At 62.5% G+C, this 20404-nt stretch carries 15 protein-coding genes and 1 riboswitch; of the genes, 4 read left to right on the plus strand and 11 right to left on the minus strand.

The genetic code is table 11. The annotated features are described in order from the left end of the window. Positions 1-2: 2 nt before the first annotated feature. From thiS to BJF92_RS14200, 7 genes are all read right to left on the minus strand, one after another. Positions 3-200, minus strand: a complete 198-nt coding sequence (gene thiS, locus BJF92_RS14170) for a sulfur carrier protein ThiS (protein WP_075635387.1) — start codon at positions 198-200, stop codon at positions 3-5. After that, complete coding sequence (gene thiO / locus BJF92_RS14175; RefSeq protein WP_075635388.1) at positions 197-1240, minus strand: glycine oxidase ThiO; 1044 nt, start codon at positions 1238-1240, stop codon at positions 197-199. Before thiO ends, thiS begins: the two co-directional genes overlap by 4 nt. Then, a complete protein-coding gene (gene thiC, locus BJF92_RS14180) occupies positions 1240-3048 on the minus strand; it encodes a phosphomethylpyrimidine synthase ThiC (RefSeq protein WP_075635389.1) in 1809 nt (602 codons plus the stop codon). The genes thiO and thiC overlap by 1 nt, the downstream gene beginning before the upstream one ends. A 104-nt stretch (positions 3049-3152) precedes the next feature. Then, positions 3153-3284, minus strand: a riboswitch (TPP riboswitch). A gap of 283 nt (positions 3285-3567) precedes the next feature. Then, a complete protein-coding gene (locus tag BJF92_RS14185; RefSeq protein WP_075635390.1) occupies positions 3568-4803 on the minus strand; it encodes a CaiB/BaiF CoA transferase family protein in 1236 nt (411 codons plus the stop codon). 7 nt (positions 4804-4810) lie between these two features. Next, positions 4811-5956 carry an OpgC family protein gene (locus BJF92_RS14190; protein WP_075635391.1) on the minus strand — a complete coding sequence of 382 codons (1146 nt, stop codon included), beginning with the start codon at positions 5954-5956 and terminating at the stop codon, positions 4811-4813. Beyond that, on the minus strand, positions 5940-7568 hold the full coding sequence (locus BJF92_RS14195; protein ID WP_075635392.1) for a thiamine pyrophosphate-binding protein: 1629 nt from the start codon (positions 7566-7568) through the stop codon (positions 5940-5942). The genes BJF92_RS14190 and BJF92_RS14195 overlap by 17 nt, the downstream gene beginning before the upstream one ends. 127 nt (positions 7569-7695) lie before the next feature. Continuing rightward, positions 7696-8178, minus strand: coding sequence for a hypothetical protein (locus tag BJF92_RS14200; RefSeq protein ID WP_075635393.1), 483 nt, complete (start codon positions 8176-8178; stop codon positions 7696-7698). Between the two features lie 906 nt (positions 8179-9084). Here BJF92_RS14200 and BJF92_RS14205 point away from each other — a divergent pair. Beyond that, positions 9085-11019 carry a methyl-accepting chemotaxis protein gene (locus tag BJF92_RS14205; protein WP_075635394.1) on the plus strand — a complete coding sequence of 645 codons (1935 nt, stop codon included), beginning with the start codon at positions 9085-9087 and terminating at the stop codon, positions 11017-11019. 324 nt (positions 11020-11343) lie between these two features. On the opposite strand, the gene BJF92_RS14210 is transcribed toward BJF92_RS14205, so the two are convergent. The 4 genes from BJF92_RS14210 to BJF92_RS14230 form a co-directional block, all read right to left on the minus strand. Further along, positions 11344-12870 (minus strand): site-specific integrase, encoded by a 1527-nt coding sequence (locus BJF92_RS14210; RefSeq protein WP_075635395.1) that lies wholly within the window; start codon positions 12868-12870, stop codon positions 11344-11346. Positions 12871-12878: 8 nt separating this feature from the next. Continuing rightward, complete coding sequence (locus BJF92_RS14215; RefSeq protein ID WP_143524027.1) at positions 12879-13418, minus strand: hypothetical protein; 540 nt, start codon at positions 13416-13418, stop codon at positions 12879-12881. A 1156-nt stretch (positions 13419-14574) separates the two neighbouring features. Beyond that, the gene (locus BJF92_RS14225; RefSeq protein WP_075635398.1) at positions 14575-15126 is read right to left on the minus strand and encodes a metallophosphoesterase family protein; all 552 of its coding nucleotides are present in this window, start codon (positions 15124-15126) and stop codon (positions 14575-14577) included. An 11-nt stretch (positions 15127-15137) separates the two neighbouring features. Beyond that, entirely contained in the window at positions 15138-17087 is a 1950-nt protein-coding gene (locus BJF92_RS14230; RefSeq protein ID WP_075635399.1) for an AAA family ATPase, read from the minus strand. 290 nt (positions 17088-17377) lie between these two features. Here BJF92_RS14230 and BJF92_RS14235 point away from each other — a divergent pair, with 290 nt between their 5' ends. The 3 genes from BJF92_RS14235 to BJF92_RS25185 all read left to right on the plus strand — a co-directional run bounded on the left by BJF92_RS14235 (position 17378) and on the right by BJF92_RS25185 (position 20252). Further along, the gene (locus BJF92_RS14235; protein ID WP_075635400.1) at positions 17378-19027 is read left to right on the plus strand and encodes a hypothetical protein; all 1650 of its coding nucleotides are present in this window, start codon (positions 17378-17380) and stop codon (positions 19025-19027) included. A gap of 466 nt (positions 19028-19493) precedes the next feature. Beyond that, positions 19494-19766, plus strand: coding sequence for a hypothetical protein (locus BJF92_RS14240; protein WP_158032227.1), 273 nt, complete (start codon positions 19494-19496; stop codon positions 19764-19766). A gap of 138 nt (positions 19767-19904) precedes the next feature. Next, positions 19905-20252: a hypothetical protein gene (locus BJF92_RS25185; RefSeq protein ID WP_143524029.1), complete on the plus strand. Its 348-nt coding sequence runs from the start codon at positions 19905-19907 to the stop codon at positions 20250-20252. Positions 20253-20404 lie beyond the last annotated feature (152 nt).

A 20404-nucleotide genomic window follows, 5' to 3' on the forward strand; every position in this document is an offset into this window, starting at 1 on the left:
CCTCAACCTCCCTGCATGGGTGACAGGATCTCGATCCGGTCGCCCTCGGTGAGCGCGAAGATGGCCCTCTCCTCGCGGTGCACCAGCTCGCCATTGACGGCGGTGGCCAGCCAGTCGCCTTCGTAATCAAGCCGCGACAGAAGCTCGGTGAGCGTGGCGACCTCGAGGCTCTCGGCCTCGCCATTGACGATCAGTCTCATGCGACCTCTCCCTGAAGAAAATGCCCAAGCTTTTCGGGCCCAGACGTTTCGGGCGCCAGCGTTGCGGGCGCGGGCGTTTTGGCGAGGCGCGCGGCCAGCGCTTCGGCGATCGACGGTGCCAGCAGGAAGCCGTGGCGATAAAAGCCGTTGATCTGAAACTGCCCGCCCTCCCCGGTGATCGCCGGCAGATTGTCGGCAAAGGCCGGACGCAAGCCGGCGCCGGTCTCGGCCAGATGCGCCTCTCCAAAGGCGGGATGCAAGGCATAGGCGGCGTTGAGAAGCTCCATGACCGAGCGGGCGCTGACGAGCCCTTGCGTCTCGCTCTCGATCATCGTCGCGCCCACCATGAAGCGCCCGCCGGCGCGCGGCACCACATAGAGCGGATGGCGCGGATGCAGGAGGCGCACCGGGCGTGACAGGGTGACTTCGGGCGTTTCCAGCATCAGCATCTCGCCGCGCACGGCGCGCAAGCCCGGCAGACGCCCACGCGCGGCCGCGCCGGTGCAGTCCACAACGCAGTCGTGGGAAGCAGGCGAAAGGCCGGCCTCGCCGACCTCCATCCCGAAGCGAATGACAGCACCTTCCGCCACCAGCCGGTCGCGCAGGGCAAGGAGCGTCCTGCGCGGATCGAGATGGGCTTCCTCCCGGAAGAACAGGCCACGGCGGAAGCGGCCGGCGAGCGCTGGTTCCAGGGCCGCCACGCCCTCGGCATCCAGCCATTCGAACCCACGCGTGCGCCGGGCGAAACGCTCCAGCTCGCCCTCGTCGCGCGCGGGCGCCACCACCAGCGTGCCCGCGCGGGTGACCGAGCCGGGCACCGCCTGCGCCCACCAGTCGGCAGCGCCGAGCCCGTCCGCCAGCACGCGCTCCGGCGCGCTTTCCCGCTCGCAATAGGGCGCCAGCATGCCACCGGCGAGCCAGGAGGCGGCGGCGGAAAAATCCGCCGCCTTCTCGCAGACGGTGACCTGATGGCCGGCGCGGTGGAGCGCGAAGGCGGCGGCGAGACCGCCGACGCCCGCGCCCTTGACCAGAATGCGCATCAGTCGCCGACCTTCATATAGAGGTCGCCGCCCTCGCGATATTTCGCCGCCATGGCCTCCATGCCCTCCTTCTGCGCCTCGGCGCGGATATCGTGGGAGATGCGCATGGAGCAGAATTTCGGCCCGCACATGGAGCAGAAATGCGCCACCTTGTGCGCCTCCTTCGGCAGGGTTTCGTCATGGAAGGACCGCGCCGTTTCCGGATCGAGCGAGAGGTTGAACTGGTCCTCCCAGCGGAATTCGAAGCGCGCGCGCGACAGCGCGTCGTCGCGCAGCTGTGCGGCCGGATGGCCCTTGGCGAGATCGGCGGCATGCGCGGCGATCTTGTAGGTGATGACGCCGACCTTGACGTCGTCGCGATCCGGCAGGCCCAGATGTTCCTTCGGCGTGACATAGCAGAGCATGGCCGTGCCGAACCAGCCGATCATCGCCGCGCCGATGCCCGAGGTGATGTGGTCATAGCCGGGCGCGATGTCGGTGGTCAGCGGCCCCAGCGTGTAGAAGGGCGCCTCGCCGCAGGTCTTCAGCTGCTTGTCCATGTTCTCCTTGATCTTGTGCATGGGAACATGGCCGGGGCCCTCGATCATCACCTGGCAATCCTTCGCCCAGGCGATCTGCGTCAGCTCGCCCAGCGTTTCCAGCTCGGCGAATTGCGCGCGATCATTGGCGTCCGCGATCGAGCCGGGACGCAGGCCGTCGCCCAGCGAGAAGGACACGTCATAGGCGCGGCAGATGTCGCAGATCTCCTCGAAATGCTCGTACAGGAAGCTCTCCCTGTGATGATGCAGACACCACTTGGCCATGATCGACCCGCCGCGCGAGACGATGCCGGTCACACGGCTGACGGTGAGCGGGATATAGGCGAGCCGGACGCCGGCATGGATGGTGAAGTAATCCACACCCTGCTCTGCCTGCTCGATCAGCGTGTCGCGGAAGACCTCCCAGGTCAGGTCCTCGGCAATGCCGTTGACCTTCTCCAGCGCCTGGTAGAGCGGCACGGTGCCGATCGGCACCGGCGAATTGCGCAGGATCCAGTCGCGGATATTGTGGATGTTGCGGCCGGTGGAGAGATCCATGACCGTATCCGCGCCCCAGCGGATCGCCCAGACCATCTTCTCGACTTCCTCGGCCATCGAAGAGGTGACGGCGGAATTGCCGATATTGGCGTTGATCTTCACCAGGAAGTTCCGGCCGATGATCATCGGCTCGCTTTCGGGATGGTTGATATTGGCGGGGATGATGGCGCGGCCGGCGGCCACTTCCTGGCGGACGAATTCCGGCGTGACGAAATCGGGGATATGCGCGCCAAAACTTTCGCCGTCGCGCGCCAGCGCCTCCTTGGCGGCCTTGCGGCCGAGATTCTCGCGGATGGCGATGAATTCCATTTCCGGCGTGATGATGCCGGCGCGGGCATAGGCCAGCTGCGTCACCGCCTTGCCGTCACGGGCGCGCAGCGGCTGGTGGCGCACGGGGAATTCCGGCGTCAGCCGCTCGCCGGTGACGAAGCCATTGTCCTCCGGCTTCACCATCCGCCCCTCATAGGCCTCGACGTCGCCGCGTGCCAGGATCCAGTCGCGGCGCAGCTGCGCCAGGCCCTGGTCGATGGCGATGGTGGCGGCCGGATCGGTATAGGGGCCGGAGGCGTCGTAGACATTTACAGGCGGCTCACCCGAGGTCGGATGCAGCGCGATCTGGCGCAGCGGCACGCGGATCTCAGGGTGGATCTCGCCGGGAACGAAGATCTTGGTGGAGGCCGGCAGCGCGCCGGTGGTCACTTCGGGCCGGGGAAATTGCGGGGCGATATTCATCGTGGAGCTCCAAGTTTTTAAGGTTGGAGACCCAGTCACGTCAGCCGGAATGATGGAAAAACGCCTAGGGATGACAAATCTGCGCCCTCCTGAAAGAAGGCCCGCCCACAGCGCTCGCACCGTCCCTACGCCAGTATGAACTGGATCAGGTTCAACGGGTCACCGCGCTGCTTGCCCTTCATCGGGGAAAGCCCAGCAGAATCTCAGCCCCTTGCGGGACACCCCTGGTGAATGCGCCAAGTGTAAAGCCGGCTTGACGGTCACGTCAAGGCCGGGTGGAGCATTGGGGCACGACGCGAAGGTTCGTCGGCTCAAGCAGCTCATGAGAGGATTCTCAAGGGCGCTCGATCAGACCTCTGACAAAGCGCGAAATTTCTCGGCCGCCATCCTCGGGCTTGTCGCGAATGTCAATTTTTAAAAACGATTACCGCTGTGATCATGGATGCTCGGGCAAAGCCCGCGCACGACGAAACGAAGGCTTTGTGCCTCTGCCAAGACGCTCCGGAGAGCGCGAAGCGATCAACCGGATTTCCTATCAGCCGTCGCAGCGCGGTGCCCGCGCTCGATCTCCAACAGCTCCTGCAGCACGGCCTCGCGGTCCTGGTCGAGATGGGGTGGCGCACGCTCGAAACGCACGGGCGTCGCCGACATCTTCAAAGGGTTGCCCAGGAGACGGACGGCCTGGCCATCCGGCGCCTGCATCTCGACGACCATGTCCCGCGCCAGCGTGTGTGGATGGGCCATGACCTGGTCGATAGTCGCCACCCGGCCTGCGGGAATCTCGGCCGTCACGAGGCGCTGCTCCCAGCTTTCAGCCGTATCATCGCGCAGGGCCTCGGTCACGATCCGCTCCAGCGCATCGATGTTGACCACACGGTCGCGGTTGCGGGCAAAGCGCTCGTCGTCCGCCAGGTGTGCAAGGCCGATGGCGGCGGCGAAGCGGATGAATTGCTGGTCGTTGCCGACGGCAATGGCGATCTCGCCGTCAGCGGTGGCAAAGGTCTGGTAGGGGGCGATATTGGGATGGCGGTTGCCGATCCGGCCGGGCCTGCGGCCGGAGACCAGATGATTCGTGGCCGCATTGACCAGCCAGGCGAGCTGGCTGTCATAGAGGGCGAGATCGATGGACTGGCCCTCGCCCGTCCGGTCGCGGTGGCGCAGCGCCGCCAGGATGCCGACCGTCGCATACATGCCGCACATTACATCGGCAATGCCGACGCCGACCTTGAGCGGCCGTCCGCCGTCGCGGTCGCTCTCGCCTGTTATGCTCATGATGCCGCCCATCGCCTGGATCAGGAAATCATAGCCGGTGCGATCGGCAAAAGGACCCGTCTGGCCGAAGCCGGAAATCGAGCACCAGATGATCTCCGGCTTCACCGCGCGGATCGCCTCATAGCCGAGCCCGCGCCGGGCAAGGTCGCCGGGTTTGTAGTTTTCAACGATGACGTCGCAGGTCGCCGCCAGCCGCCTGACGAGTTCGACACCCTCCGCGCTCGAAAGGTCGATGGCGATCGACTTCTTGTTGCGGTTGGCCGCCAGGAAATAGGCGCTGAGATCGCTGTCCGCCCCGTCCTTGCCCGTCAGGAAGGGCGGGCCCCAGCCGCGCGTGTCGTCACCCGCGGCGGGGCGCTCGACCTTGATCACCTCGGCGCCGAGATCGGCCAGAAGCTGGGTCGCGGTCGGCCCGGCGAGGATCCGGGAGAGGTCGAGGATGCGCAGCCCCTCGAGGCTGGTGGCGTTGCAGTCGTCGGTCATGAAGGCCTCAGGCGAGCAAGGGAGAGGTTTTGAACCAGCGCACGAAATAGGCCGTCGCGATGAGCGTGGCGATCCCGAACAGATTGCCCGCCACTTCGGCCGATGCGGTGCGCCCGGCCAGATCGAGCGCCACGCCGATCGGCTGGGCGATCACCATGCCGGTGATGAAGACGGCGAGCGATTGCTGACCCACCACGGCGAGCAGGCGGGCGCCGGGCCCGCGCAGCCGCGCGCCCCGCTCCCCGGCCAGATGGACGACGATGTAAGCCAGCGCCAGGAAATGAACGAGACGCAAGATGCCGAAGTCGCTCTTGTCCGTCAGCGGCGCGAGCCAGTCGGCGGCCTGCTGGAACACAGGATGCGCCTCGTGAAACCGGACCCAGGCGAAGGGCACGGTGACGAGCACGAGGACGCAGGCGAGCCCCATCAGCCGGCGGTCATAGCCTGGAACAGGCAGCACCCCCCGCTTCATGAAGAAGCCGATGAAGAACAGCAATTGCCAGCCGAAGGGATCGAAGAACCAGGGCCGGTCCGACCAGGGCTCGGCCGGCAGATGCGTCAGCCCGCCTTGCGCGGCGAGCCAGAGGACTGCCATCAGCAGAAGCGGTAGAGGTCGCCAGAGCCGGGCGGACAGGATCATCACCGGCATCAGCGCCAGGATGACGATATACATTGGCAGGATGTCGAAATAGTTCGGCACATAGGTGAGCGTCAGCAGGCCGACGAGCAAGGGCCCGGGATTTTCCAGGAAGGGCACGAGGTTCAGGCTGTCGACATAGGTCACGCCGTCATAGCGGGTTCCGGCGATCACCATCAGCGCCGCCACGACGACGAAGACGGCGATATGCGCCCAGAAGATCTGCCAGATGCGCCGGGCGACCCTGGCGATCAGGGCAATGGCGCCGTGGCGGTCATAGGCCGCGCCGAAGGCGATCGCCGAGGCGACGCCGGACTGGAACACAAACATTTCCGTGGCGTCGGAAAAGCCGAAGCGCGCGGGAATCCACAGGGCCCAGCCATCATCGGGAATATGCGCGATGAGGATGATCAGCATGCCAAGGCCGCGGAACACGTCGAGACGCGGATCGCGCGGGCGCTTTCCCGCGCGCGCCGGCGCCTGCGGCTCCTGCCGTGCCTCAGAAGGCGCCGTCATAGGCGCTGGCGTCGAAGCGGCAGGCGATAAGGCTGAAACCGGGGCGGTGGCGGCTTGCTTCAAGCGCGTAACGGAACGCATCCATGCTCTCCACAGTGATCCCATCGCCGCCGAAACCGCGGGCGATGGTGGCAAAATCGGTTTCGCCGAGCGCCACGCCGGCCGGCGCCAGGCCGGCGGAGGCCTGTTTCATCGCGATCAGCGCCAGGCTTCTGTCCTGAAAGACGATGATGGTCAGCGGCAGGCCGAGATCGCGCACGGTGGCCAGCTCGCCGATCCCCATTTCGAGGCCGCCATCGCCCATCACCGCGAAGACGCGGCGCGCGGGATCGGCGACCTGGGCGCCGATAGCCAGCGGCAAGGCTGCATTCATCGTGCAGAACCCGGCCGATTGCAGCAGCGACAAGGGCCGCGCTGCTTCCCATTTCTGCGACAGGAGAATGCGGTGCGCGCCGCTGTCGACCGTCACCAGCCCGTCTTCCCCGGCCGTTGCGTTCAGATGCTCGACGATCGCATGCGGACCCCAGTCCGCCGCGGTCGCAAAAGCGCGGCGCAGCGCTGCCCGCGCCGCGTCCGGCGCGCCGCCTGGCCAGCTGCGGCGCAGGGGCAGGAGGCCGGAAAGCGCCTCCAGAATATGGGCCGGATCGCCTGAGACCTGGGTGCCGGCATGGTGCATGCCATGGTCAATCGCGACCGGGGCCACCTCCACCAGCCGCGTCGGATCGGTCACGAAATCCAGCCAGCCCAGGCGCATTTCGATCGGATCATAGCCGAGGCAGAGCACAAGATCGGCGTCGCGCACCAGCGGCAGGAGGATGCCGTCGGCCAGCGGCGAAAGACCGGCCGATCCGAGAGACAGAGGATGGTCCTCGGGCAGAAGGCCCTTCGCCTTGTAGGTGGTGATGACGGGTGCGCCGAGGGTCTCCGCGAGATGGCGCAGAGCCGGGCCGGCGCCGCTGCGCGCGGCGGCAAGGCCGGCAATGACCAGCGGGCGCTCGGCGCCGGCAAGCCGCTCGGCCAGCAGGCGGATAGCGGGGTCGGCGCTGGTGGCAAGCGGCGCGAAACGGGCCGGCGGCGCGGGAATGGGCGCGTCCGCAACCATCATCGCGGCAACGGCTGGCGAAAGATCGAGATGCACCGGCCCCATCGGCTCGGCCATGGCGAGTGCCAGCGCGCGGGCGACGGTCGCGCCCGCACTTTCCGGCTCGATCTCGAAGGAGGCCTTGACCAGCGGGCGCAACAGCCGCGCATGATCGATAACCTGATGGGTGTAGCGCGCCCGGGTCGCGCGGTCGACCACGCCGGAGAGAACCACCAGCGGCACATGCTCCTGGGCGGCATCGGCAATGCCGTTGACCGCATTGGCCAGGCCGGGCCCGACGGTGGTCACCAGAAGCTCCGGGCCGCCGCTGATCGCGCTTGCGCCAGCCGCCATCAGCGCGGCCGAAGTCTCGTGGCGCGCCAGATGAAAGGGAATGCCGGCCTGCTGCAAGGCATCGATCAGCGTCACCACCTCGCCGCCCGGCACGCCGAAGGCATGGCGGGCCCGATGGGCGTGAAGCGTGCTGGCGACGATGTCAGCAACGCGCCGGCTCTTGAGAAACTCAGTCATCGTGTCCTGGCCATTCTTTCTGGCGGATGGTGTCTTTTCGGGCGGATGGGGCGAGGCATGATCGGGCAATGACCTGCGCTGTCACGCGCAGGTCCGTGAAGGTTCTTCGTGAGGCAAGGCTTCGCCTTCAACGCTCCATAAGCCGCACGACGAAGGCAACGACGACGCCGAAGAGAATATGGCCGAACAGCGAGGCCCAGGTCAAAGCGATGAAGCCGAGGAAGGCCGGCAGACCGGCAATCAGATGCGCCATGACATAGAGGGCAAAGACCCAGAGGCCGATGCCGAAGCCGATGCCCGTCAGAAGCAGGGGCAGCGCGGGGAAGATCAGCCGCTGAAGCGGCCGGGCAATGAACAGATAGCCGATCGGATAGAAGACGATGCCGACAATGGCATGAATGGCTTCCGCCAGCAGCAGGCTGTCGAAGCCGAAAACGGACTGGACCAGCGCCGCCGGCTCCAGCGGACCGCCGACCAGAAGCGGCGTGATGAGGCGCGCCCAAACCTCCCAGGTGACATCGGCGGCAAGGCCGGCCACGAGGATCGTGCGGATCAGGCCATGCTGAATCTGCGGGAAGACGCTGGTCTTGGGCATGTCGATCATGGTCATCGGAACTGTCCTTCTTGGAGTTGACCTGTGATTGCCGGGCTTCGGCCGGCGCCAGGTCGGGGGTTCAGGTCATGCGCGGGGAGCGGAAGGGATGGACCGGCGGCAGAGGAGCGGCATCGGCTCTCCGCTGACGCCTTCCACCGAGGCAATACGGGGCGCAGCGCGGATAAGGACTTGCACAAGCCATCGAATGGGCGGGCGGCGAGCAGAGTGGGCGCCGGCACGCCCGCATGGCCACATGACAATACCGCCACATGGCCGCCGAGCGGAGCGCTGACGCCAATCCGTTATTTTCTCCGCCATGCCCGCCCCCGCCAGCATCCTGCTTCCGTCAAAACATCGGACTGAAAACCGACATCCGTCCGATGGTCGAAATTCTCGTACATGCATCGGTTTTATCCGAAGACGGGTTTGCAGCCGTCGGTCCGATGCGCTCAGGCGGATGAGCATCGCCGCCTGATACGAAGCTCTACGGGGAGGCAGGCCGGTTCGTTACAGCCGTCCGATTTTTTTGAGGGATCGCGGCGAAGGCTCGATGCCCTGGCGAAAGTTGAGAGCGTCTTCTCCTCGCGGAGGCAGAGGAGGCGGAGCGCGCCCGGCACAACGATGGGGATTGGGCACTCAGGCGCGTGAAACGATACATTCCCCTTGAAAAGGGCTGGATCGCGGCGAAAGCCACGACCGCAGCGTTATTGGCTTGATCGCCGCAACATCTTCAAGTTGATCATGACTTTCCCAAGCCAATCCGACCTATAGAACGAGACGCAGTTTTTACAACGCCCCTGATTGCTCAAAATATCGAATAACAATCTAAGATATTAATTCGTATTATTATTTTAGGTAACGAGCAATTAACTGCCATAGGCTAATTATAGCCTTCATCTATGCTTGGAGGGAGAGGGATCCATGCTGCGGCATATTCGTCTGGTACCAAAAATCGTGGGCGTGTTGGCGTGCCTGGGCATCTTCGGTCTCGGTGGCGTCATCGTGAGCGGCATCCAGATGCAGGCGGTCGATGCCAACTATTCGACCATCCTGGCGAAGGACCAGCAGGGCGTGCTCTATACAGTGCGCGCCAATCGGGCCACGCAGACATTGCGGGCGCTGACGGCCGAAATCATCTTTTCCACGGATCCGGAGCAGATCAAGGTGCTGCAGGCCCAGATGGAAACGACGCGGGCCGATCTGGTGAAATTCTTCGATACCGCGCTCGCCGCCGTCCCCGAGGACAAGGGCATACAGGCGCTGAAAGCGGAAGCTTACAAGATTGCGTTCGAGACCTGCGTCCCGCTCGCAAACCGCGGTGCGCAGGCCACCACCGCGCGGGCCGTCGATGCGGTGGCAGCGGATTACTTCAAGACTTGCCAGCCGGAACTCGTCAGGCTGACGAAGACCTATGCAGAACAGACCACACGGCTGGTCGAGGGCGCGAAAGCGCAATCCGCGCAGCAGACAGCCTCCGTGCGCAGCATGACGATGTGGCTCGTCGGCTGCATGACGCTGGCGACGCTGGCGATTGTCGGCCTTGCCATCCTGCTCGTGCGCAAGGGCATTACCGGTCCTCTTGCGGACCTGCGCGAATCCATGCGGCGCCTTGCCGGCGGAGACCTGTCAACCATCGTCGCCGAAACCGACCGTCGGGACGAAATCGGCGACATGGCGCGCACCGTCCAGATTTTCAAGGACCAGGCCGGACATGCCGAAGCCCTGGAAACGGAGACCCGCAAGGCGCGGGAAGTGACCGAGGAGGAGCGCGCCCGCAATCAGGAGCGTGAGAAGCGGCACGCCGAAAGCATGGCCGTCGCCACGCAGGGCATCGACGAGGCGCTGCAGCATCTGTCGCGCGGCGACCTCACCTTCCGTCTCGAGCGGCCCTTTTCCGAGGAGTTCGAAGGGCTGCGCCAGAACTTCAACGCCGCCATCGCCCAGCTGACCGAAACCATCCGCGCCGTCAGCCATGCGACGGCCTCCATCGACGGCGGCACGCAGGAATTGTCGGCATCGGCGAATGATCTTTCCAAGCGCACCGAGCAGCAGGCTGCCGCGCTGGAAGAAACGGCCGCAGCCCTGGACGAGATCACCTCGAATGTTGCCTCCTCCACCCGGCGCACGGACGAAGCCCGCGCCAAGGCCGAGCAGGCCAATGAATCCGCCCGCCACTCCGGCGCGATCATGACGGATGCGGTCAATGCCATGCAGCGCATCGAGAAATCCTCCGCAGAAATCGGCAACATCATCTCGGTGATCGACGAGATCGCCTTCCAGACCAACCTGCTCGCGCTCAATGCCGGGGTCGAGGCCGCCCGCGCCGGGGAGGCCGGCAAGGGCTTCGCGGTGGTCGCCCAGGAAGTGCGCGAACTGGCCCAGCGCTCCGCCAAGGCGGCCAAGGAGATCAAGGAACTGATCAGGACATCCGTGGACGAGGTCTCCACGGGCGTGCGGCTGGTCACCGAGACCGGAGCGGCCCTCCAGGTGATCGAAAGCCATGTGGTCGATATCAACGAGCAGCTGAACGCCATCGCCACGGCCGCCAAGGAACAGTCGGTCGGGCTCCAGCAGGTCAATTCAGCGGTCAACCAGATGGACCAGTCGACCCAGCAGAACGCGGCCATGGTGGAAGAAACCACCGCCGCCAGCGCCGGTCTCGCCCACGAGGCCGAACGCCTGCGCAGCCTCATCGGCCAGTTCCGCATCGACGGCGATCCGGCCCGCGCCACCGCCCGTCCCGCCCAGGCCACCGCCGCCTCCCCGGCCCGCCAGATGATGAACCGCGTCGCGAACGCATTCACGCCGAAGAAGCGCGCAGGCGGCGGCTCCAAGGACGGCTGGGACGAATTCTGAAGCGGGGCCGCAGACGCCCATCCCCCGCCAATCCCGGGCCAGGACCCCTGCGTTTCCCGCCATACTGGCCCTTGAGCATCGGACTGACGACGGCATTCGGTCCGATGCATCAGCCTGCGGCGACACACTCAATCGTCGCAAAGCGCGCCGCGATCGCTCGGATCTGCTTCCCGCCCCGGAAACTGTGATGTCATTCCTTCAGGAAGTGGCCCTCAAAAGGCGTCCAAAAACGAAAAAAGCCCGCATTCGCGGGCTTTTCGACTGGTCGGAGTGGAGTGATTCGAACACTCGACCCCCACGTCCCGAACGTGACATTCCAGTTTTTTAAATCCCTGCATATCCAGACCTAACAATTGATCTAATTGAGCTTTTTTGATTCTCGGGCAATTCCAAGTCAAACCAAGCAATTCCGTTTCTGTCAGTTTCTGTCAGTTTCTGTCCGATGTTTTGCGCGCCTCTCGCGGTCGTATGACCCGCATCCAGGAACGCGTCGGCGACCTTGTCCAGGTCCTCTTCCCGGTGCTTCGCGTAGACGTTCACCAGCGTCTCGGTCGTCATGCCGAGATAGGCCGCGATAGCTACGAGCGGAAGATGCGGCTGTTGGCAAAGCTTGGTCGCACAGGTGTGCCTGAAGGTGTGGATAACGGCGTCGGTGTCCTCCCCGAGGACCTCACGAAAGCATTTCCGCATGGACTTCTGAAGTTCGCCGGGTTCTTCCTTGCCGTTCGCGCTGTACGGATACATGCAAGGATACCTTAGCCCCTGTCGCTTCCATTTCACGCAGTACCGAACCAGCAGGCTTGGCATCCGAATCTTGGGAGCGCTCTTGTTGCCGTATTCGATTTCGTCGTCGCCGAGGCGGTGTAGCCAGCCCTTCCAGACCAGTTTCCCGGAAGCGTCGCGAACCTGCTTCAATTCGATCCAAGGGCGATCTCCCTCGTCCTCGAAGGAAGCCAAGGACATGCGGGTTTTGCGCGAACCGGTGAAATAGGCCAGCAGCATGAACCTTGCCAGATGCCGCCAGATGAACACCTGCTGTTTCGGCCGCTTGCCGATCCATCCCATGCCGCGTTTGAAGTGCGCATGCGTGATCAGTCTGATGACCTGCTCGTCCGTAAATACGGTCGTGCGGGGATCGTACTTCCCAGTAAGCGGAATTTTGACGTGGATGCGCGTCAGCCGACGCTCGTAGGCGCAGGTCAGAGCAGAGTTCAGGTCCTGGAGGTAACGCAGCGCGGATTCGGGCTGGAACGGAACCTCGGATACATCGAACGGTTCAGGAGCGACAGGAGGCTTCCGCTTCAGCTCCCTCACGACACGCCCACTCTTGGCGCGAGCGAGTGCCGCGGCGTCCCATTTCTCTTTCTTCTCCAAGTACGCTTCCACCTTGCGGGCATGCGTTGCCCTAGCCCTTGCTCTCGCCTTGTCGCGCAGGAAGCGTACGAAATCATCCCGGGCATCCACATCGAGGTCGTCGAGGCTCATCTCACCGAAAAACTCGAGAACGGTCTTCAATCGGCTGAGGGCCTCGTGTCCGCGTGCGACTTCCTTCTTCTTCTTGTCGCTCCCGGGAACGAAATTGATGATGCGGACATCGGCGTACTTTCTGATCGCATCCGCGACAAGAACTTCCGAACTGTCCTGATTTCTGATGACGACCTTCGCGGCGACGTGCTTCTCAGCAATGTACTTCGCGAGAGCCAACTCGACTTTCGATCCGTGATCTGGCTCCTTCTTTCCGAAGCCCAGACTGAACTTGATAGCTTTGCCGTCCGCGTCGATGTCGCGAATGAAGTAGGTGTCGGTCTTTTCGTCGTGCCAGTGTCGGGCACCTTTACGCGGTCGAGCCATGCTACGTCCTACTTCCTCTTCTGCTTCTTGGCATTGAGCAGCGCGGCATCAAGGATCGACATCGTCGAGATCGCCGCACCGGTCTTACGCTCTTTCTCCCGGGCCGCGACAGCCGCCTCGGTGCGGGGCGAACGGGTAGTCTTGGTCGGTTCGGACAGTCCCCCAAGGGCCAGCCACTCACGAAGCTCTCGGATGGACACCGTCAGCTTGTTAGCATCCTTGCGTCCCGCCAGATGACCGTGCCTGATCGCCCGCTCCAGCGTGCTGGCCTTGAACGTCGGGCTGGCGAGCCGTTGTCCGTTCCGCAGCACCTCGCCGCCGAGGGTGGGAAGGAACACGGCGTCGACCAGCTTGTGACGAGTGTCTTCGTCGAAAGGCCTCGCCGTCATGCCCATCGCCTCGCCGCGCGCTTCGTCCTGCGCCCGGTGGAGACCTGCAAGAATGCCCTGCGCGCCGAGTTCGAACTCGACCGACATCGCGTCCAGGTCGGCCATGGCCCGCCGGCTCAGTTCGAGCATGTCGAGGTCGTCGTCGTCCCTGTGATCCATCCAGCCGTCTCCACGTCGTTTCTGTGAGCCGCGCAGAAACACGATCTCAACGCTCCCTGTCAACACAATATTGCAACCGGCGATCAACATTTTTTCATCGGCATCAGCGAGCGTAAGTATGTGATTTTTACTCACCACATCAATGACATAACCAAGTCTTTAATTCGACATCTAGCATTTGATACATCTCCGACCAGAAATATAAGAACTCAACTATTACGCGTGCATTCGAGTTCTTGAATTTCGATGCCGCCCTAGTCGTCCATCCCCTCCGAGCCGTTCCGCACCTTACAAAGTCGGCAAATCCTGTTGCCGATCCAGTCGCTCATAAACGGCTTTCTGCATGAGATGCAGTCCCGGATTCCTTCGTGTCTCGGATTTCGCGTCTGTTGCCGAGTATCGCGACTGGTTACCCGACGTCCTTCGCAAAGACGCTGCAACCGGAGCCGGATTGGTGATGATTACGAGAGGGACGCCGATCGACGCCGCCTTTGACATGACAGCGCCCTCGGAGCGGTTTAGTGTTTAGTTCAGCGGCGATCTCTGCCGTTGACTTCCCGGCTTCCTTGAGCGCCCTTACCCTCGCGATCTCGGCATCCGTCCATTTCGTTTGACGAATATGGGTCTTTGGGCGTCCGCAACCCTTCTTATTAACTCTGGTCTGCGTTGCCCTTAGGTCTTTCCGAGCGCTCTCGCGATGCCCAACACGGACGCACCAGCGCCTCGCATATTCAGTAGCGTAACATCTTCGGCAGCTGTCCACCGCTCTCTATTCGGTGTTTCGGTTATTGATATCGCCCCCTCATTGTTGCTGACATCAATGGCGGGTTCGGAATTCCGCCGGCGCTAATCGCCGGCGGCGGGGTCTTCCTTTTCCCGGGCTTCTCGTACGAGCCTCGTGGCTTCCTCAAGCATTCCGATTTCGGACGTCCATGCGTCAGTCCCGCCAAAGCGCCCCTCGGCCGCAATGGCATTGGTAGCCTCATCAAATCGGCGTTGGGCGTCCGCAGAGAGCCATTCCCTGACCGCGTCCGTAAAGGCATCCTTGTCGGTGGCTGCCTGGTAGGCCGGCACGGCGACGATGATGTTACGTAACGGGAACCGACGCCCATGCTCCGTGCAGACGTCGAGATACTACTGAGCCGCCTGAGCTACATCATTTGACATCAGGCAGCTCCATGTTCTTCGTCAGCTCGGTAAAGCTACGCGGAGTGAACGCGACGTCTTCGACGTCGACGCCAACATCGCGGCTCAGGCCGTAGCCAGGGAGCCGGCCGTGGCTGTGACCGTAGAAATGGATCGCACCGTGGTGCTGCGACGGCCAAGTTCGTCCGGCGTAATGGCTCATGTAGACGTCGCGGCCACCGTCCCGTGTCCGCAGAGCGTGTTCTGGCCGTGCCGCCCAATCGAGTGCGGCGAGCGTGGGATGCAGGTCGCCCTTCTTCGTGACGTCATGATTGCCGATGATAAGGTACTTCCTCCCCTTCATCCTGCTGAACAGTTCTCGCACGCGATCCCCGTTCCTCGACAGTGCGAAGGCAAAGTCACCAAGGTGATAAACGTGGTCATGATCGCCGACGACAGAGTTCCAGCACTTGACGATATGCTCGTCGTGTTCCTCAATCGACAGAAATGGACGAGGCTGCATATCGAGCAGGCGCTCGTGAAGCAGGTGGGTGTCAGACACGTAGAACTTTCTGACGAACATCTGACCCCTCCTCAGACCGTGAGCGATAGCTGTGCCGGTGCGCGCGCTGCGCACGACGTCATCGTGTCCGCGACAACAGCGCCGTCGAGGCGTCTGCGGAGGATGAGAAGCTCGATAAGCTCCTCGACGGCCTCCGCATGAGCCTCGAGGATTTCGCGAGCCCGTTCGGCTTGCTCATGCAGCACCTCATCGACATGGCGCTTGAGAGCTGGGTCGTACATCCTCGCCGTTGCCAAAGCCTCGGGATCGACATGGCCGTCGGACGCGAGCGTGCCTCCCATCCCTACCGAAACCAGAGCGAAGGTTACCAGGTTGGTCGCTTCCTGGAGATCGACGACAACGCCGTCAGCATGTTCGCCGAAAACCAGCGTCTCGGCCGCTAGCCCGCCGAGCAAGTGTGCGGCACGATCGAGGTACCACTCCCGATCCCGGCGTCCAGCGAGGGGCGCGATGACGGCAGCACCCGCGACTTCGGCACTGAGCGCCGGATCGCGGTCACCTCGTACGAAAACCTCCTGCACCGTTGCCCCAAGGGCGGCCGCCACGACCGCATGCCCGATCTCATGCACGGCGATGTGGCGGAGTTCGGAACGAGTGCGCGGCTCGCGACGGGGAAACGCCTTCGCAACATGCGTATGTCGCAGTTCCGCCCGCTCGCGACGAGCAAGACGTCGCGCATCCCGGGCGATTCGTTCCAGGTCCGCGCCGCTCATGCCTTCAGTGTGGTGAGTGAACGCCTTCAGGGCGAAATCCTCACCGACGCCGAGGTGCTGACGCAGGATCGCGAGCCTCGCCTCGGCATCAGGCAGACCGATCTTCACATGCCGATCCAGCCGACCCGATCGGCGGATCGCAGGGTCGACGGTGTCAGGGTGATTGGTGGCACCGATCACGATCACACCGGTTCTGTCGAAACTGCCATCCAACAGTTCCAGGATGCCGTTGACGACATTCCGGAGATAGTCCGAGTTCTCCTTGTCACGCGCACGGTCCATGAAACCATCGATTTCATCGATCAAGAGGACAGACGGAGCGCAGCGCACCGCTTCGTCGAACGCCGATCGCATCGCCGCCAACATGTCGCCTTGATGTCCATGAGCCTGCCAAGACGCATACGAGCCGGCGACGAAATGGCAGTTGGCCGTCGTCGCGAGGGCGCGGGCGAACGAGGTCTTGCCGCAGCCGGGCGGACCGCTGAGCAAGATGCCGCCGTCGACGTCATCCCACCGGATATCGCCGTTCACGAAATCCATGACGTCGCGAGCCACCTCAAGACCCCATCCCTTTGCTTCTCCGTAGCCATGGAGGTCTTCAAGGCCGACACCGGTGGGGACGCTGCGAGGGCGCTCAGTCGTGGTCTTCTTTTTGTCCGCTCGTGTGACCGTGCCGGCAGCCTTCAGGGCCGCTTCCTGCTCAAGCGTGATCAGATGCAGCTCGTAGCTCTCAGTGATCGCCCTCCCGGACACCAGTGCGAGGCGTCGGTGCCGACGGGGCATTTCGGCCAGCAGTTCGGCCTCGTCGATCGTCACAGGACGCCCGACGTCGGCGGCCGCCTTCTGCACGAGTTTCGGGTCAAGGTCGATGTAGATCAGATTGTCGGCCATCCGCACGGATGGATGGCGGAGATCGGCATGGCCGTGCTCGGTCACGTAGAGCGTGCAGCGTGCGGTCGTCCGGCCTGCGAACAGCCCTTCGGCAGTCAGGAGGTTGATGTCGTACGGCTCGACCTTGATGCCCGCGTCCACGGCGTCTTCCAGATCAGCCGAGGCGTTACTGGCCACTTCGCGGATGTCGCGGAAGTACGTCAGTGCCGGCGCGACCCACACTTCCGCTTCCGTCGTCGGCGGCACTGCGAGGATGTAGGTGCCCTGCGGCGCGGAACCGATAGTGGCGATGAAATCGACGATGTGATGGTGAGCGATGCGGCCTTCGAAAGACGGCGTGGTGTCGTAGCGAGACATCGAGAAACTCCTGCGAAGTAGAGATAGCTTCGCCGTCCGCGGTCGCGGCGGCGTGGGGGCTATCGGGCTATTCGCAGTGTCGCGTTCATGTCCTTGGTCTCCTGACTGTCCCTGATATGCCGGGCACGGCGGCTGCAGTCAACGGCGTCACGTGCCGGGCGACCGGTTCGGTTAATATTGTGCGATCGCTCGTCAACAAAGTATTTCTTGAAACATTACTGACCGACAAGCACGATCTATACTTGTGAGATGGAGCCGGAATTCTGTCTCGATAAGACCGGGATAGATCAATGCTTGATTTCGAACAAATACAAACCGATCTGCCGACTTCGGCAATGAACGGCTACGATGACCACTGGCTTCAGGACCCCAATCGCGACCGTCCACTCAGTCACCGCTGGAAGATGGCAGAGATCGAACTCGCCAAGGCGCTCAGACTTCCAAAAATGAAGACCAAGACCGCCGATGACGTACTTCACCTTATCGCCGCCGACATCATCATGAGCGAACGAATGCACCCAGGACGTCGCATTTCGTATTCCCGATCAGATGGCTTCTATAAGAAGCGGCGTCAATACACGCCCGAAGGCTTCAATCTGGCGAACGTAACTGCCGCGATCGATCTCCTAGAGAAACTCGGTTACATCGTTGATCACGAGAGACGTCCACCCGGGCGTCGAGGCACCCAGTCGTCTTTTCGACCGAACCCGTCGCTTTCCATGCTCCTGCTCCCCGCCGTCGCGCTGCCTCTGAAAAACGAGATCATCATGAAAGACCGCGATGGCAACGTCGTGTCCTATGAGGACACGGGCAAGTCAGATGGACAACGTAAAGGACCATCGTTTTCGGGTCGCGTTCATGACATGCGGGCCGTCGTCCGCAAGGTCAACGAAGTCCTTGCTGACATCGATATTGTGTTGGACGCCGAGGGCGTCGTCGCTGACGGGGAATGGCTGCGCAAGGGTGACTATGTCATGTATCCCGGGCTCAAGTCCCTCTACCGTGTTTTTAACGGAGGCTGGCGTTTGGGCGGCCGGTTCTACGGCGGCTGGTGGCAAGGAGTGAAGTCTGAAGACCGACGGTATTTCTTGCTCAACGGCGAGCGGACCGAGGAAATCGACTATTCGCAGATACACCCGAGAATCATCTACAAGGAAGCGGGGATCGAGCTTGTCGGCGATGCCTATGAAATTCCCGGATGGAGCGGTACGAAACAACTGCGCGACCTGTGCAAGGCTGCGTTCAACATCTTGGTCAACGCGGCTTGCTACGATTCCGCGCGTGGCGCACTGGCCCGCGACATGGGCGGAGACCGCCAAGGAGCCGCAGAGCTGATCGAGGCGATCAAGGCGAAGCACCGCGACGTCGCCCACTATTTTCACAGCGCCGTTGGCGTCAGGCTTCAGGGTCTGGATTCGAAGATGGCCGAGATCGTCTTGGCCGAAATGACCGTCAAGCGCGGCATTCCGGTTCTACCGGTGCACGACAGTTTCATCGTCGCTGAGAGCCATCGCGAGACCCTCGTCAGAGTGATGAAGGACGCCTTCGAAAGGGTTGTCGGGAAGACTTCGAACAGAGATAAAATCGTCAAGTCGAGTGTCGGGAATACGCCTGTCAAAACATCGTCTTACGGCTATACGGACTACAAACAGAATAGAGCTTCCTCCGCGGCCCCTGGGTCCTCTCCTCTGGTTCTGCCGTCAATTCTTGATTCCGACCTTTCTTCTGTCTCCGCCGTTTCCGCCGCCGATAGCTCCCCGGTCCCCACTGTTGAGTCCTTCACTTTCGGAACTCCTGCGGTCGAAAGTCCGAAGCCTGTTATTCGTCGTCCAGCGCCGGCATTCCTACGTGCCGGCCCGAGTGAAACCATAGACTGGGAGGCGAAGTCGGCAGCCAAGGACGCCGAACGAGCGTCAAAACGGGCGCAGGCGTCGCCCTGAGGCACATGAATCGGTTTCAGATGACCCTAGCCACATCTGAAACCGAAATCGGTGTTCTACGGCCCCGCCTGACGATCTCGAAAATCTCGTGATGGCCCCTTGCTTGATGCTCCGCCGACAGCAAGAATCTAATAGTCAGACGTCGCCGCCATCCCGGTCCCGACGTCTCGAAAAGGGGGGACTTCCGGCGTCGCCCCTTTTCCATGTCCGGGGTTCACTATGTCTAACATCTGATACACAAAGCGCACTTACGTACCATTTGTGAGACATAGCGCCGAAACTCTGCACTACATGTAAAACGGAAATCGACATCACGAATTACATGTAAAACATGTTGTTCGACGCTCCGCCGGCAGGCACCCTTGTCATAGACAACAGGGGAACGGAAATGTCTGCACTAGACCTCCATTTGCTATCCATGCTGATCGATCAGCGGCCGCCGACGGTTAGGGAACTTCCGAAGGCAATGCGCCAGAAGTACACCGCTGACGGGGTGGAGCGTTACCGTGAGCGCATCGCGACGTCGCTCGAGAACGGTGTCGTGGAACCGACGGCGGCGCACGTCCGTCAGGCCCTGGCCGACGCTGCCATACATATCGTGAGGACCGGTGGACCTGGTAGCGAGGAGGTCATGCGAGTTCTCGAGGCGGTTTTCGCTTCGCATGCCGGCACCCCGCTGACAGTGAAGTGGCGGATCAAGCAGGGTCGCATCAGGCCGAAGTTTTTCAAGGCATCTTGATTTGCGAATGGGACAGTTCAGTCCCATCCAAGATTTTCCGTTCTCGGCGTCCTTGGTATCTCCTTGGACGCCGTCGTGGTGTCTTGCATCATCACGGCGTTACATAGCCTTCTATCACGCCGTTACGGGGAAACGCTTATGACGCAAGGACTTCAAAAGAAATTCAAGACGTCGCCACGTCGCCGTGAACTCTCGGCCAACACGAGGGCAAACAGGAAGGCAGCAGGTAAGCCGGTGCAGCCGAATATCGTCGACGAGGCGATCTCCGCAGCTGTCCAGGCGGCGTCGGTTCGCAACGTCAAGGCCACGAAGTCCGGCAATCCTACACCACCCCCGATCCTTCGCGTCTACGACAGCCTGCTCGATGCTGCCGTAGAGCACCTTGTTACGGTACGCGGTCTGGATCGCGATCAGTGCAAGCTGGCCCTTCAGTCTCGGCTTTACAAGCGCCGTCGCTATACCGACCCCGATCTCAAAAAAAGATGATGCTCGGGTCATCCAGACTCGACTTTGCTCTCCTACGGGCTTCCCTGCCTCCGTTTTCAGCGCGTTACACCTGTTTCCCCCCATTACTTCCTCAATTTGAATCGATTTTCCGCAAAATCACGCCGTTACCTCGTTCCTTGCATCGCCGGCAC

The sequence above is a fragment of the Xaviernesmea rhizosphaerae genome, assembly GCF_001938945.1.
GTDB lineage: Bacteria > Pseudomonadota > Alphaproteobacteria > Rhizobiales > Rhizobiaceae > Xaviernesmea > Xaviernesmea rhizosphaerae.